Source organism: Candidatus Melainabacteria bacterium (assembly GCA_016193285.1).
Taxonomy (GTDB): Bacteria; Cyanobacteriota; Vampirovibrionia; order 2-02-FULL-35-15; family 2-02-FULL-35-15; genus JACPSL01.
Genome location: JACPSL010000038.1, coordinates 17,006 through 30,802, shown reverse-complemented (window position 1 = coordinate 30,802; position 13,797 = coordinate 17,006). Strand labels below are relative to the sequence as shown.

At 31.6% G+C, this 13,797-nt stretch carries 12 protein-coding genes; 5 read left to right on the top strand and 7 right to left on the bottom strand.

Translation table 11 applies throughout. The annotated features are described in order from the left end of the window. Positions 1–78: 78 nt before the first annotated feature. Entirely contained in the window at positions 79–942 is an 864-nt protein-coding gene (locus tag HYY52_08275; protein ID MBI2996680.1) for a trypsin-like peptidase domain-containing protein, read from the bottom strand. A 529-nt stretch (positions 943–1,471) separates the two neighbouring features. Continuing rightward, positions 1,472–2,554 carry an S-methyl-5-thioribose-1-phosphate isomerase gene (gene mtnA / locus HYY52_08270; protein MBI2996679.1) on the bottom strand — a complete coding sequence of 361 codons (1,083 nt, stop codon included), beginning with the start codon at positions 2,552–2,554 and terminating at the stop codon, positions 1,472–1,474. A gap of 26 nt (positions 2,555–2,580) precedes the next feature. On the opposite strand from mtnA, the gene HYY52_08265 reads away from it, so the two are divergent. Then, entirely contained in the window at positions 2,581–3,270 is a 690-nt protein-coding gene (locus tag HYY52_08265; GenBank protein ID MBI2996678.1) for an HAD family hydrolase, read from the top strand. Here the strand turns inward: HYY52_08265 and HYY52_08260 are convergent. Further along, positions 3,244–4,236 (bottom strand): MerR family transcriptional regulator, encoded by a 993-nt coding sequence (locus HYY52_08260; protein MBI2996677.1) that lies wholly within the window; start codon positions 4,234–4,236, stop codon positions 3,244–3,246. The genes HYY52_08265 and HYY52_08260 overlap by 27 nt on opposite strands. A 50-nt stretch (positions 4,237–4,286) precedes the next feature. Between HYY52_08260 and HYY52_08255 the strand changes: the two genes are divergently transcribed. The 4 genes from HYY52_08255 (at position 4,287) to purL (ending at position 8,865) form a co-directional block, all read left to right on the top strand. Next, positions 4,287–5,192 carry a M23 family metallopeptidase gene (locus HYY52_08255; GenBank protein MBI2996676.1) on the top strand — a complete coding sequence of 302 codons (906 nt, stop codon included), beginning with the start codon at positions 4,287–4,289 and terminating at the stop codon, positions 5,190–5,192. Positions 5,193–5,332: 140 nt separating this feature from the next. Further along, the gene (locus HYY52_08250) at positions 5,333–5,602 is read left to right on the top strand and encodes a hypothetical protein (GenBank protein ID MBI2996675.1); all 270 of its coding nucleotides are present in this window, start codon (positions 5,333–5,335) and stop codon (positions 5,600–5,602) included. Between the two features lie 149 nt (positions 5,603–5,751). After that, positions 5,752–6,600 carry a hypothetical protein gene (locus HYY52_08245; GenBank protein ID MBI2996674.1) on the top strand — a complete coding sequence of 283 codons (849 nt, stop codon included), beginning with the start codon at positions 5,752–5,754 and terminating at the stop codon, positions 6,598–6,600. A 30-nt stretch (positions 6,601–6,630) separates the two neighbouring features. Then, positions 6,631–8,865 carry a phosphoribosylformylglycinamidine synthase subunit PurL gene (gene purL, locus HYY52_08240; protein MBI2996673.1) on the top strand — a complete coding sequence of 745 codons (2,235 nt, stop codon included), beginning with the start codon at positions 6,631–6,633 and terminating at the stop codon, positions 8,863–8,865. A 1-nt stretch (position 8,866) separates the two neighbouring features. Here purL and HYY52_08235 read toward each other — a convergent pair whose 3' ends face one another. From HYY52_08235 to HYY52_08220, 4 genes are all read right to left on the bottom strand, one after another. Next, on the bottom strand, positions 8,867–9,406 hold the full coding sequence (locus HYY52_08235; GenBank protein ID MBI2996672.1) for a hypothetical protein: 540 nt from the start codon (positions 9,404–9,406) through the stop codon (positions 8,867–8,869). Between the two features lie 121 nt (positions 9,407–9,527). After that, the gene (locus HYY52_08230) at positions 9,528–10,724 is read right to left on the bottom strand and encodes a hypothetical protein (protein MBI2996671.1); all 1,197 of its coding nucleotides are present in this window, start codon (positions 10,722–10,724) and stop codon (positions 9,528–9,530) included. After that, positions 10,724–11,131, bottom strand: coding sequence for a hypothetical protein (locus HYY52_08225; protein MBI2996670.1), 408 nt, complete (start codon positions 11,129–11,131; stop codon positions 10,724–10,726). Before HYY52_08225 ends, HYY52_08230 begins: the two co-directional genes overlap by 1 nt. Positions 11,132–11,317: 186 nt before the next feature. Then, positions 11,318–13,768: a penicillin acylase family protein gene (locus tag HYY52_08220; GenBank protein MBI2996669.1), complete on the bottom strand. Its 2,451-nt coding sequence runs from the start codon at positions 13,766–13,768 to the stop codon at positions 11,318–11,320. Between the last annotated feature and the right edge of the window lie 29 nt (positions 13,769–13,797).

Here is a 13,797-nt window from a genome sequence, read left to right as displayed (position 1 = left end):
AATATATTAAGATTTGTCCATATATTTTCGTAATAAGAAAGTAAAATTGTTGAAATTACTAGCTTTCAATTTGATAAATTACAATAATTGTATACCCCAGTCAGTAAGAACCTTTAAGATTTCATCAAATTTAATTGTTCCACCAACACCATTTGTACCCCTGTAACCCCAGGTATTTATTCCTATTACTTTTCCTTTCATATCAACTAATACTCCACCAGAATTCCCTGGATTAATTGCAGCATCTGTTTGAAAGTGATGATTTTCATTTAAATCTGATTTTCTATCTACATGGCTTACAATACCAAAACTTATTGAGTCTGTTTCTCCAAATGGATTTCCAATTGCAATAACACATTCTCCAACTCTTACTGGATCATTTATATCTCTAAAACTTAGTCCAATACTAGGAGGCAAAATAACATTAGGAGGAACTTGTAACAGTGCTAGATCTTTTGTCTCTGGACTTGCATATGCTCTTTTTCCACTACTTAAAATTACTGGAGCTGCATAAAATTTAATTGGTTCACTGTAATCGCTGCCATTATAAAGTCTAATTGAATAAACACCATCCCTGAATTCATTTTCTTCAAACTGATTGCTTTCAGTAACATGACCATTAGTTAAGATAAATCTTGTACCATATCTGTCAGTAAAAATCATTCCTGAGCCAAGACCCTCTGGGCCTTTAACCATTACGGTGGAAGGAGAAACTTTTTCTACAATTTCCATAATTTGATCTAAAGTAACTCGAGAATCAAATTTGTTTTGAAGCTCTTTAACTTGCGCAGTCTGATTTTGTAACTCCAAGCGAGTTGAAACTTCATTCCCAAGTACTCCAGCACCTGCAAGTCCAAGCAGTCCTACCTTAATGAGTCTATTAACTAAACCTGGACTTCTAGTTGTATTAGTTACACTTGCTACACTACTAACATTACCCATAAAAACTCCTTCTAGCCAAAGAAAGCACTATGCTTTAGTGGCTTTTATCTTGTCTATAATTAATGAATTAAATAAATTGTTTCAAAAAATCAGTATCTTGTCTATAGTCGATTAAAACTGGTTTGTATGAAATATTACTGGAATTTTACAGTGAAAAAATAATGAAAAAATTTTACTTAGAAACTAAGACATAAAAAGAAAAAAAGATTTATTTCCATACCGGTAGATTACCTTGTATGTTGGTTGTATCTCAGTAGTTAAAATAAAAAAACGAAATTCTTCTTTAAAAAAGTTTATAAAAAAAAGAGAGGCATTACTGCCTCTCTTTTTTGTTCGTCATTTTCTATATTGCCAGTATGGAATCATTGGCCTCCATGTGGCAAAATTTACTGGACTCATGTGTCCTCCTAAGAAAGACACCATCGTCTTTAAATGACGCCTTTGTCCAAACCTAAATATAGGTTCAAGCAACATGGTATCAGAGATTTATTAGGTATTTGTAAAAAAATTATAAAAAAGATAACACTTCTTAAGCAACTACACTTACGTTAAAAATATTTTGAATTGATTCATTATAATTTGGTCTTAAAATCCCTTTTTCAGTAATAATGCCAGTTATATGTCTAGCTGGAGTTACATCAAAGGCAGGATTAATTGCTTTTGTTCCTTTTACACAAATTGGTTTTCCACCAGTAGCTAAAACTTCTTTGGGATCTCTTTCTTCAACTGGAATTTCTTCTCCACTTTTTATTGAAAGATCAAATGTAGAAAGTGGAGCTGCTACATAAAAAGGAATATTGTTTTCTTTAGCTAAAACTGCAAGTTGATAAGTACCAATCTTATTTGCAGTATCACCATTTGCACTAATTCTATCAGCCCCTGTAATCACTAAATCTATTTCTCCCTTTTGCATTAAATAACCACAGGCAGTATCTGAAATTAAAGTACAATCAATTCCATTTTCAATACATTCAAATGTAGTTAGTCTTGCTCCTTGTTGGCGAGGTCTTGTTTCAGCTACAAATATTTTTAAATTAGGATTTTTTTTGTGAAGAGTTAAAATTACACCAAATGCAGTTCCAATACCACCTGTAGCAAGCGAGCCAGTGTTACATATCGTCAGTAGAGACGCGATTAATCGCGACTCTACGATGGTTGCACCATGTTCGCCAATTTTTTGGCAACGCATGGCATCATCTTCATGAATCCAAATTGCACGTTTGGTGATTACGTCTCGTAGAGATGCAATTAATTGCGTCTCTACGGATGCAATATCATTTAATATCAAATCAATTGCCCATTTTAAATTTATTGCTGTTGGTCGTGCAGATTTGATTTCTTCACCAACTGCTCTCATATATGAAACAAATTCTTCTTTGCCTCCTTCTTCTAATGCTGCCAATGCCATCCCATAGCCTGCAACAATCCCAATTAGCGGAGCACCTCTTACAGTCATATCTTTAATTGCTTGAATGACTTCTTTATATGTAGTAAGCTCTAAATATTTTTTTTCAAACGGCAATAACCTTTGGTCTAAAACGAGTAGAGACGGCTGGCCAGCCGTCTCTACTTTCCAAATTATTGGCTTAACTTTAGATTGAACTTGTTTCATACATAAAATATTATAATAGAGAAATTGTGGGAGAGAAATTTAACATTTGTTTTGATCTAGATGGCCCAATCATTGATGTATCTGCTAGATATTATGTAGCATATTTAGAAAGTTTAAAAGGAACTCATACAACAAAAGAACAGATTTTAACCTTAGAAGATTTCTGGAAGCTTAGAAGAAATAGGATTTCAGAGCTTGAAATAGGAATATTAAGTGGGTTGAATATAAGTGAATCCTTAGGCCTTGTTGAGCTTAGGAAAGAGTTAAGTTTTAAGGATGAGTTTTTTTCATATGACAAACTATTTAATGATGTTTATAAGGCATTTGAAAATTTAAAAGCAAAAAATATAATTTTTTTTATAGTAACTTTACGCAGGCATAAGCAATTAACTCAAGCTATAAAACAATTTAAACTAGATAAATATCTTGGAACTGAGTTTTTCTTCTCTTTGCCAGATGAACACAAAATTACAAATGATATTCAAGAAAAGTGCATGTTACTAGTAAAAGCAATTAATTTCTTAAACTTAAACCCGCTTGAAACATTGATGATAGGTGATTCAGACACAGATATTCATGCAGCTAGACTTGCAAGATTTCAAAAAGTCATTGCAATTTCAAGGGGAATAAGAAGTAAAGAACAACTTGAAATTTTAAAGCCAGATCACCTAATAGCTAATTTAAGTGAGTTATCCTCTCTTTCCACTAATATTTAATAAACTTAAAAGTGGATTTTTAATAGCTTTTATTTCTTCAATTTCTTGAATTTGTTCTCTAATTTTTTGTTTTAATCTTAAAATTTCTTGCTCATGCTTTCTTTGAAGTGTTAACAATTCCTTTCTGTGCTGTTCATTTGAATCAACATAAAACTTTTCCCATTCTTGTTGTTTTTTATCTATTAATGCTTCGATTTGTTCTCTTAAGCTTGAGATTTGCTCTTGATAACGTTCTTCCACCTCATGTTCAATTTCAGATATTTCATCTTCTAAGAGCTCAAGTCTTTCTTTTAGTTCAGTTGAATCTTCTGTTGTTTTATCTAATTTGCTTTGCAATTCATCACTTTTCTTTTTAGCTTCATCAAGTTCTATATCTTTTTTTGCAAGTAACTGAGTAAGCTCTCTTGCTTTTTTGCCTCTTACTTGATTAGGAACATTATTTCCTTCTTTATATAAAGCAAGTTCAGATTCTAATTTTGATTTTTGTTGCAGAGTCTCTGATAATTTTCTGTCAAGATTGTTAATTGCTTTTTGTTTTACTTCAAGTTCTGCTGAATTATTAACTGTTTTGTTTGAAGATTCTTTTTCTAATAATTCTTCTAGTTCTTGAATTTTTGTTCTTAAAACACTTAGCTCTTGTTTTGAAAGATTTAAGGATTGTTTTAGCCTGTAAATTGGTGATAAAGATATAAGGCTTGTAGCAACAGCTTCATTAGACGGATCTACATTTTTTAATACTTCTGAAACAGAAGATAAAAGCTTAATTTCATTATAAGTTAGTCCTGACTCACGAAGCTTATGTAGTGTTTGAAGTGAATCAAGATCTTCTTTAGTAAAATTTTCTACATTGCCTAACTCAGTGTCAGTATTGATACCTAACTCATTTTCATAAACTGACAGAGTATCTTCAGTTATTTCAAGCTCAGTTAAAATTTTAGCTCTGCTTAGTTTTTCTTCTTCCAACATAAAATAAATTTATGACAAATGTGCATAACATATATTACCATTAAACAAAGATGCATATAACTAAGACATTTAAACCAAGATTAAATAAGTTTAATTTAAGGGCATTTGTATTCTTACTTTTTTTAATTTTCTATACTTCAAGTTATTCATACTCAGCTAATTTAAAACCTTTTGAAACCATCATTAAACCTGAAATTCCAACTATTGGAGACACTGTCTCTATCAAAATCCCAAGAGAAAAGAATAATAAACAAGTACCAAAGATATTTTTTGAAAAAAACAAACTACCAGTATTTGTTTTATCTGAGAGCTGGTTTAGAACATTTTTACCACTTAGTGCAAATTATAAGAGTGGGAAATATCTGCTTGAAATTTTTTATAAAGAGAAGGTAAAAAGAATTGATTTGTTTGTTAAAGACAAAAAGTACCCTCTCCAGGAATTAATACTTCCAAAGCAAGTAGCTGAATTAAAAGCAAGTAGAATCGAAAAAGCTCTTGTTGCTAAGTCTTTAAGTACTTTAAGTAATACAAAGCTCTGGAGTGGGAAATTTATTTATCCGTCTAATGGTCCTCAGTCCACAGCTTATGGGGTAAAACGAAAAGTAAATGGAGTAATAAACCCTGATTACTTTCATAAAGGTTTAGACTTTGCAGCTTTACAAGGTTCAAATGTAGTAGCACCTGAAAATGGAAAAGTAATTTTAGCTGGACATGAAACTAAAGGCTTTGTAGTAAATGGGAATTGTATTTTTATTGATCATGGGCATGGAGTTATTACTGGATATTTACACTTAAGTTCTATTCTTGTAAAAGAAGGAGACTTTATTAAAAAAAGTCAGATAATTGGTAAAGTTGGAAGTACAGGAATAGCAAGTGGACCTCATTTACACTGGGGCGTGTATGTACTTGGAAAGACAGTAGAACCATTAAATTGGACAAGTATGATAATAGATTAGACTGTGGTATTGTTTTTACATCTTGTTATACAAAATAAAAATAGATTTTGGGCAAACAACTATAAGTTACAATAAATATGTTTTGTAAAAAACCATCTAATAGAATAGATAAGTTAAAAAGAAAAAGGAGACAAGTAAAAATGCTAAAGAAACTAACGCTTTTATTTTATTCAGTTATGTTACTGGTTTACATGACTGCTTGTGCTGCACCAAAACCTAAAGAAGAAGTAGAAGAAGCCGAAGAAGAAGCTGAAGAAGCCGAAGAAGAAGCTGAAGAGGCTGAAGAAGCACCTGAAGAGGCTGAAGAAGCTAAAGAAAGTAAAGCAGAAGAAGCAGCACCAGCTGCAAAAGATGCTGTCCCACAAGCTCCAGCTGAAGAAAAAGCACCTGAAGCACAAGAAGCTCAATGAAAAAGTTTTTACTTTGCTTGTTTGTTATCCAACTGGTTATTGCTTTAACCGGTTGTTGCCCGTTTTGCACAGAAAAGTCTACTCCAGAGCAACAACCATCAAATGAAGAGCCAAGCAACAAGAATTAAAAAAACGTCTATAATCTTTATATGTCTATCTTGCCTCCTTCAGAAATTAAGGCAATTACAAGTTTATTAAAGTCTTCTGACGATGGCACATTTAAGCTATTAGAAGAACAATTAAAAACTTTTGATATAAAACTTTTAAGAGAAATTGATAGTGTAATTCCATTGGATGACGCTGAATTAAAAAATGGATTTTTAAAATTAGTCTCAAAAATTAAAAAAGAACATTTAAAAAAAGATTTTAGTAACTGGAGCAAAAACCACTCAAATAATCTGAAGGAAGGTATTTTTCTACTTGCAATGTTTGAAAATCCATTGCTAGATAAAGATTATTACTTCCAGCTCTTAAATGACTGGTCCAGTGATATAAGTAAAAATCTTAAAGAAGTTAAGTTAAAAAATGATCCAACCTCAATAATCAATGAGATTAACCACTTTTTATTTATGGAACTAGGATTCAAAGGAAATAAGGGAAATTATTACGATCCTCAAAATAGTTATATTCATAAAATAATAGACAATAAATCAGGCAATCCGATTTTACTATCTATAATTTATTTAATCATTGCAGAAGATTTAAACCTGCCGTTTAGTGGAGTTAATATGCCTGCTCATTTTCTTGTTCAGTATGTAGATAAAACAGAACCAATTTATATTGATCCATTTAATCAAGGAGAAATTATTACAAGATCTGTGTGCCAGGAAAGAATAAAAAGTTTAAAACTAACATGGCAAGAAGAATATCTAGCAAGTCCAGCTAACAAGCAAATTTTAATTAGAACAATGCATAACTTAATAAACATCTATCACAATGAAGAACAATTTGAATTAAAAGAATATTTAGAAGAATATATGAGGATTTTAAAAACGTAAGTGACTATCATAACTAAAGAAGAGTTAAACATAAATAAGGAATTACTAGCTAAGCTTAAACTTACTACAGATGAATACTTAGAGATAGTTAGACTTATTGGGAGAGAACCAAATGAAGTAGAACTACATATGTTTTCTGTAATGTGGTCTGAACATTGTTGTTATAAAAATTCAAAAATATTACTAAAAGAATTCCCTACAAAAAATAAATATGTAATTGTTGGACCAGGAGAAAATGCAGGTGTTATAGATCTTGGTGATGAAATTAAAATTGCATTTAAAATTGAATCTCATAACAGGCCAACTGCTGTAGAACCTTTTCAGGGAGCTGCTACTGGAGTTGGTGGAATTTTACGCGATATATTTACCATGGGAGCTAGACCAATTGCTATTTTAGATAGTTTACGTTTTGGAGATTTAGAAAAGCTAAGATCAAGATTTTTATTCAGTGGTACAGTAAATGGAATTTCTCACTATGGAAATTGTACTGGCATTCCAAATATTGGAGGAGAAGCATATTTTTATCCAACTTATAATGAAAACCCTCTTGTAAATGCTATGGCTATTGGTTTAATTGAGACAAAAGAAATTGTTAAATCAAGTGCTTCTGGAATTGGAAATCCAGTATTTTATGTAGGCTCAAAAACAGGCCGTGACGGACTAGGTGGTGCTAGTTTTGCAAGCTCTGGTTTAACTAATAAAAGTCATGAAGACAGGCCTGCTGTTCAGGTAGGTGATCCTTTTACTGAAAAAGTTTTAATTGAAGCATGCTTAGAAGCTTTTAAAACAGGCTACATAATAGCTGCACAAGACATGGGTGCTGCAGGTTTAACATGTTCTATTTCAGAAATGTCAGCAAAAGGCAATGTTGGTATTGAGATTGATTTAGATAAAATCCCAACCCGCACTGATACTTTAACTCCAGTTGAATACATGCTTTCAGAATCCCAGGAAAGAATGCTTTTTGTAGTTAAAAAAGGGGTTGAAAAACAAATTTTAGAAATATTTAAAAAATGGGGGCTAGATTCAGTACAAATTGGTGAAATTAAAAATCATGGCAAAGTAATTGTTAAACATAAAAATAAAATTATAGTTGACATTGACGCAAAAGTTTTAGTTGCTACTACACCTGTTTATAAAAGAGAAGCACAAGAACCTGAGTATTTTAAGAAAAACAAATTATTTAATCAAGACTTAATTCCTGATTTAAAAAAAGAAGAAGTTTTACCAGTCTTAAAAAAACTTTTAGCTTCACCAAATATTTGTTCTAAAAAATGGATTTACTCAAAATACGATCACCAGGTACAAACAAATACAATTATTAAGCCTGGTGGAAGTGCTGGAATAATAAGACTACAGACTGTGGACCATAGACTACAGACCATAGACCATAGACCTGGGCTTGCTGTTTCTCTTGATGGTAACTCAATGTATGTCTATCTTGATCCATATCTTGGATCAAAAATTGCAGTAGCTGAAGCTGCAAGAAATGTTTCTTGTACAGGAGCATTACCAATTGCAATTACAAATAATTTAAATTTTGGAAATCCTGAAAAGCCTGAGATCTACTGGCAGCTTGTTGAATCTACAAAAGGAATTAAAGAAGCATGTGCTTTTCTAGATACTCCTGTTACTGGAGGTAACGTTAGTCTTTATAATGAAGCAAGTGGAATAGATATTTGGCCTACTCCTGTAATTGGCATGATTGGCTACATTGATGATGTTAATTTAGTAATAGATCATTCTTTTAAAGCACCAGAAGATTTAATTTTACTTTTAGGTAAACAAAAAAACGAAATTGGTGCATCTGAATATTTATACTTACAAACCAATGAAGTTAAAGGTAAGGTACCAGAGCTAAGTTTTGATTTAGAAAAAATAGTTCAAGCTTCTGTAAGAGAACTTATAAAAAGAAAACTAATTAAATCTGCACATGATTGTTCAGTTGGAGGGCTACTTATAACGCTTTGTGAGTGTGGATTTCAAAATGAAGTTGGTTTTAAGCTATCAGCTATCAGCTGTCAGCTGTCAGCTCTTTGTTTAGATGCATTGTTATTTGGCGAAACTCAAAGTCGTATTGTAATTAGCACAAATAAAAATAATTTACAGTACGTAGAGAAATATCTAAGAGAAGCAAATTGTCCTTATGAGTTAATTGGTAAAGTTACAGATGGAAGCATAACCATAGATGATTTAAATATTACAACAAACATAAGAGAGCTAAAAAATATCTGGGAAAATGCTTTAGAGAATCACTTATCTTAAGTTAAAACGAACAAACATCCATAACTCCATCTTCATCATCATCAATTGATACAACATCTTCAAGAAGAGATTGGACATCTTCTAACAAAGGAAGGATTTCATCGCTTGTATCTTGAGAAATACAACGTTTGCTTGGTTTAGGTTTAGTACATGTTCTTTTTTCAAGCTGATCAACTGCTTTATATATTAAATCTAAAGCAGAATCAAAATTGCTTTCACATTGATCTAAGTCATCACTTCCTTCAGCATTATTTATAAGATCAATGGCCTTTTCTATTTTTTTAGTTAAACTACGAGCAATTTTAGAAGTTTCTTCTTCTAAGATTAAATCTATTTCATCTAATCCTGTAAGAATTTCCCCAGCAAGATCTTCATCTTCTTCTTCAAAGTCTTCAATATCACTTGTACTTTCTATGGCCTCCATATCTGAAATATCACCATTTTCATCTGTAAATGGCCTATCATCTTCCCCAGCATAGGCTATTGGTACAGGTAAAATTACTAAAAGTAAAAACATTAGTAGTGAATAAAATTTTTTCATACTTCAAATCTCCTTAAGTACAGTCTTATAAATTACTTATACAAAATTCCTATGTGATAATTTATGGCAATTATCACATAGTTAACCCTAGACTTTTTTTATCCATTTCTTAAGAGTTACTTTATTCTTCTTCGTTTTCACCAATAACTAAATCTTTCCATTCAGGGTTTTTTTCTATCTCTGAAGCAATATCTGAAATTTGTGTTTTCTTGGGTTTTAAAATGCTCTTAGTTTCTTTATTTTCTTCTTCTTCTTTATCTTCGTCTTCATACTCAATTTCAAAATCTTCTAGCTCTTCATCTAATTCTTCTGATTCTTCTTTTGTTCTCTCTAAAAAATCACCTACTGCTAATTTTTTTCTTTTTGGGGTTACATCTTCTTCAACTTTTGTTTCTACTACCTGTGCTGGTTCAATTTTTTCTTTAGATGCAAATGGAAAACTTTCTGCCTCCCCATTTTCTACATAAATTAATGGTTCTTCTCCTAAAAGTTCTTGCTTTAGAGTTTCTTCTTCAGTACTTAAAGTACTTGCTTCTTTTTGTATTTCTTCTTCAACCTTTTTTTCACTTTTTTCACCAGCTAAAGTTGTTGCTTCAATTTGATCCTCTTTTACTTCCATGTGCTCTATTAAACCCTTTAAAACTTTAAGCTGGGTAGTAAAAGTAGAATCTAGCTGCCCGGATTTTGTTTCAACAATACAACTTCCAGGATCTACAGAGTCATTAATTAGCGGTACAATTTCTATCCCTGAAGGAAACAGTTTTTCAATATCAGGAATGCTTTCTGACAATTGTTTTACATCATTTGGATTTACATAAATTTTTATGCGATCAGCTTCTTGTGTTGCTTTTTTAATTGCTTCTATAACTTGTGTTTTTAAAAGATTACTATCAGTAGAAGCTTGATATCTAATAATTTTCTCTGCAAGATCTAATGCAACATTTATAATTTCTTTATGGGCCTGAATTAGTGTTAAACGTTTTACTTCAAAAAGCTCGCTAAGTAATGCTTTTGCTTGATCTTTTAAAATACGTGCTTCATCATTAGCTTTTTTTAATGTCTCTTCATAAACTTCTTTTTTGATTCTTTCAGCTTCTTGGTTTGTACTGCTGGTGATTTCACTTGCTTTGTCTTCAGCTTCTTTAAGTTTCTTCTGGGCTTCAACTAAAACATTTTGTGCTTCTAGTTTAATTGCTTTTGCTTCTTGTTTTGCATTATGCAGTTCAAGCTGTGCAGCTCTTGAAGATTCTCGTACTATTTGTGGGCTTGCACTAGTCGCACTTCTTATCACTGTAAGTTTTTTTCTTTTAATTAGCATTACATCCCTGTTTGTATTTTTCCTTTCTGTTCAAGAATAAACTCATCTACTAACTTTGTTATATCCTTGGACAAAAATACTGGTGGTCCTTTTTTTTGTTTGCCTAGTTTTGTTAGAATATATTCCCTTAATTTTGGTCTTTGTTCATCTGCAAACTTATACAATTTTTGAACCTTGATTTCCTCTCTACACTCATTTAATATCTTTTGTAATTCAGGCCATGACTGATAAAATGGAGTCCAATCCAGCTTTTCGACATCACTTCCTGTCTCCTTCTCAATTTGAACAAGTCTTTTAACCACCTCTGGATTAAAGTGAGACATTAAAAGTGCTTGTTGATCCTTTGGCATAGTACGCAATACAAGGGATAGAGTTAATAATTTAATATCTTTTGATACTGTGAACATAGCTCTACTCCTCACAAGCTATATTCCCATTTATTAAGACTGAGAAAATCAATGGATTAGATGAGGGAAATAATCATTCTTTTATGGTTATCCCTTAAGTAAATTGTAACCTGGCTATTTTCATTTCAAATCTAGTGAAATAATCCTATCTCTGGCTGGTATTTCAAATGTTTTTACTACTTGCCCTTACATCACAACTAATATCTCTTTCGCTGATTTCTTAATTAATTCATCATCATAAACAAATGGTTCATCATTATTTTCAATCCAACCTTTTGTTTGATCTCTGTAATAAGGGCTTCCAAATTGTGCTGAGGTTCCAAGTGGTATCTGGACACGAGCATTATTAAAGTCTTTTAAATCAATTACTACTCTTGCAGATGGACCCCAGACTACTTTTAAATTGTTATTTGTTCCAAAAGCACTAACTGTGTCTCTGTCTCCACCCACATTCATAGGGCCTGAATTTATAAATAGACTTAATATTGGCAAGGCCTTACTGAATGGGTGTTCAATAGTTAGGACATGGTATTTCCCCCACCTCCATTTTGTAGGATCACTTGTTTTTGTAATTAATTTAATTTCTTTCACTGCATCTTGCAAAGAAAGTAAAAGCAGCGATTCATAATTTTTTACACCTTTTGGCAGCCAGAATTTATCTTCGTTAATTAATATTTTAATTAGTGAAAGACTAGCTGCTCTCCATTCTTTTAAATAGTCTTTAGCAAGATCTGCTCCAAGCTTATTTATTAAAATCTTTTTTAGCAAATTTTCATATGTTTTTTCAAAAATAAATGCTTCAGGACTTTCACTGGTAAGCTTAAAATCCCATTTATTTAAAAGTTGTACAACTGGCAAAAGATCTTTGTTTGACATTTCTGATTTGTAATAAGCTTCTAATATTTCTATTGTTAAATAATTTGCCACCCAACTGTAAAGATCTTTCTGGATTTGTAAATTCTTTTTTAAGTTCAGATTTTTATTGTTTGAAAGAAGAGTGCTAATCCTGCTTGCCCTAAATGGAGATAAGAAATTATTTCCAAGATCATAAATATAATCTGAGCTAACTATTTTATTGTTTGCACTTACAATGTAACCTACTTGTGGATTATATGCATGTGGCAATTCTTCAAAAGGGATATTACCTAAGGAGTGTTCTTTACAACTAAAACCTAAAATTGGCAGGCTCCCTCCTCCTTTAACTCTGTTTGGAATCAACCCAGCAGCTTGATAACCAATATTTCCATTAATATCTGCATAATGAAAACTTAAAGTTGAACCATTGTATTTTTTTAGAGCAGTTCTAAATTCATTCCAGTTTTTTGCTTTTCCTAGACTCCATATTGAACTTACAGAATCATGATCAGTAATTTCAGTTATGTTCCACTTTAATGCTAAGGCTTTGTTTCCATCACGATCTAAAATAGGTCCACAGTCTGTAACTATTGTTTTATGAACGTAAGGTGCTTTCTTGTTTTTTATTTTTATTTTTGATTTTATAATTTTATATGAAGAAGACCTTTCATTTTTAAATTCTCTCTTAAATTCTCCAACAAACACATCCTGGACATCAGCTGATAAACTTGTAACACCCCATGCAATTTTCTCATTGTGTCCAATTAATACTCCTGGAATTCCAGGTATGCTAAGCCCTAAAACATTTAAATTACTTGATTTGTTTATTAAATGAATTGGATACCAAAAACTTGGATTAGCCAACTCCATGTGAGGATCATTTGCAAGGATTTTAGCCTGGCTACTAACCCAGCAATTAGAGCCTCCATTAAAACCTTCCCAGCGATCAGAGCCACTTCTTAAAAAGTCTGCAGCTTCTATAATTGTTTTTTTAATTTTAAAATATGGGGCTTCAAGTATTTTTCTTAGTGCTACTTTTTGTTTTATGTTTCTCCATCTTTGTAATAAGTTTGGTTTTTTCAAAATGTAATTATCGAAGACAAGATATTTTTTTGCATCATAGTTAATAATAGGATTGGCAGGAAAATCTTGTTCAAAAAGTTCTTCTGCTTTTTCAAGCGGTATCCTTTGATAAATTTCCTGCCTTATTAAATCAAGCTGCCAGCTTGTATCAGTAACTTCTGCAATTTGTTTTACTATAACTATTGAGTCAATTGGTTTCCATTCTTTTGGTTTGTAGTTTAAAACTTTAAACTCGACTGGAAGATTGTGTTTGTGTTTTTTAATGTATGCAGTAACACCTTTACTGTAATAATTTAATATGTCTAATGTTTCTTTGCTTGAGTTTTGTAATTCTTTTTTTGCCATTCTAAGGAGTCCAATTGTATGGGCAAACTTATCTCTAACAAGCCCTTTCGTACCTAAGATTTCAGCAAGTTCACCTTTTGCAGCACGTCTTGCAATATCCATTTGAAATAATCTGTCTTGTGCAGTTAAGTAACCTTGTAAAAATACTAAGTCATGAATGTTATTTGCAAAAACATGAGCACGTCCATGTTTATCAAAATAAACAGTTGCTTTGTCAATAAGCCCTTCTAATCTAATTTGTCCGCTTCGTTTTGGTTGGCTAAATTGAACATAAATTAAGCTAATGACTGTTAATAAAGAAATGCACATAAGTCCTATAAAAGTAAGTTTAAGTATTGTTCTTTTGTTTATCATTTTAAAATTCATTTATCATATAAGATATG

Bases quoted from the DNA above. Each gene is read 5' to 3' on its own strand.
- HYY52_08225 (MBI2996670.1), bottom strand. From the start codon at position 11,131: ATGTTCACAGTATCAAAAGATATTAAATTATTAACTCTATCCCTTGTA.
- HYY52_08255 (MBI2996676.1), top strand. From the start codon at position 4,287: ATGCATATAACTAAGACATTTAAACCAAGATTAAATAAGTTTAATTTA.
- HYY52_08275 (MBI2996680.1), bottom strand. From the start codon at position 942: ATGGGTAATGTTAGTAGTGTAGCAAGTGTAACTAATACAACTAGAAGT.
- mtnA (MBI2996679.1), bottom strand. From the start codon at position 2,554: ATGAAACAAGTTCAATCTAAAGTTAAGCCAATAATTTGGAAAGTAGAG.
- HYY52_08245 (MBI2996674.1), top strand. From the start codon at position 5,752: ATGTCTATCTTGCCTCCTTCAGAAATTAAGGCAATTACAAGTTTATTA.
- HYY52_08235 (MBI2996672.1), bottom strand. From the start codon at position 9,406: ATGAAAAAATTTTATTCACTACTAATGTTTTTACTTTTAGTAATTTTA.
- HYY52_08220 (MBI2996669.1), bottom strand. From the start codon at position 13,768: ATGATAAACAAAAGAACAATACTTAAACTTACTTTTATAGGACTTATG.
- HYY52_08260 (MBI2996677.1), bottom strand. From the start codon at position 4,236: ATGTTGGAAGAAGAAAAACTAAGCAGAGCTAAAATTTTAACTGAGCTT.
- HYY52_08230 (MBI2996671.1), bottom strand. From the start codon at position 10,724: ATGCTAATTAAAAGAAAAAAACTTACAGTGATAAGAAGTGCGACTAGT.
- HYY52_08250 (MBI2996675.1), top strand. From the start codon at position 5,333: ATGCTAAAGAAACTAACGCTTTTATTTTATTCAGTTATGTTACTGGTT.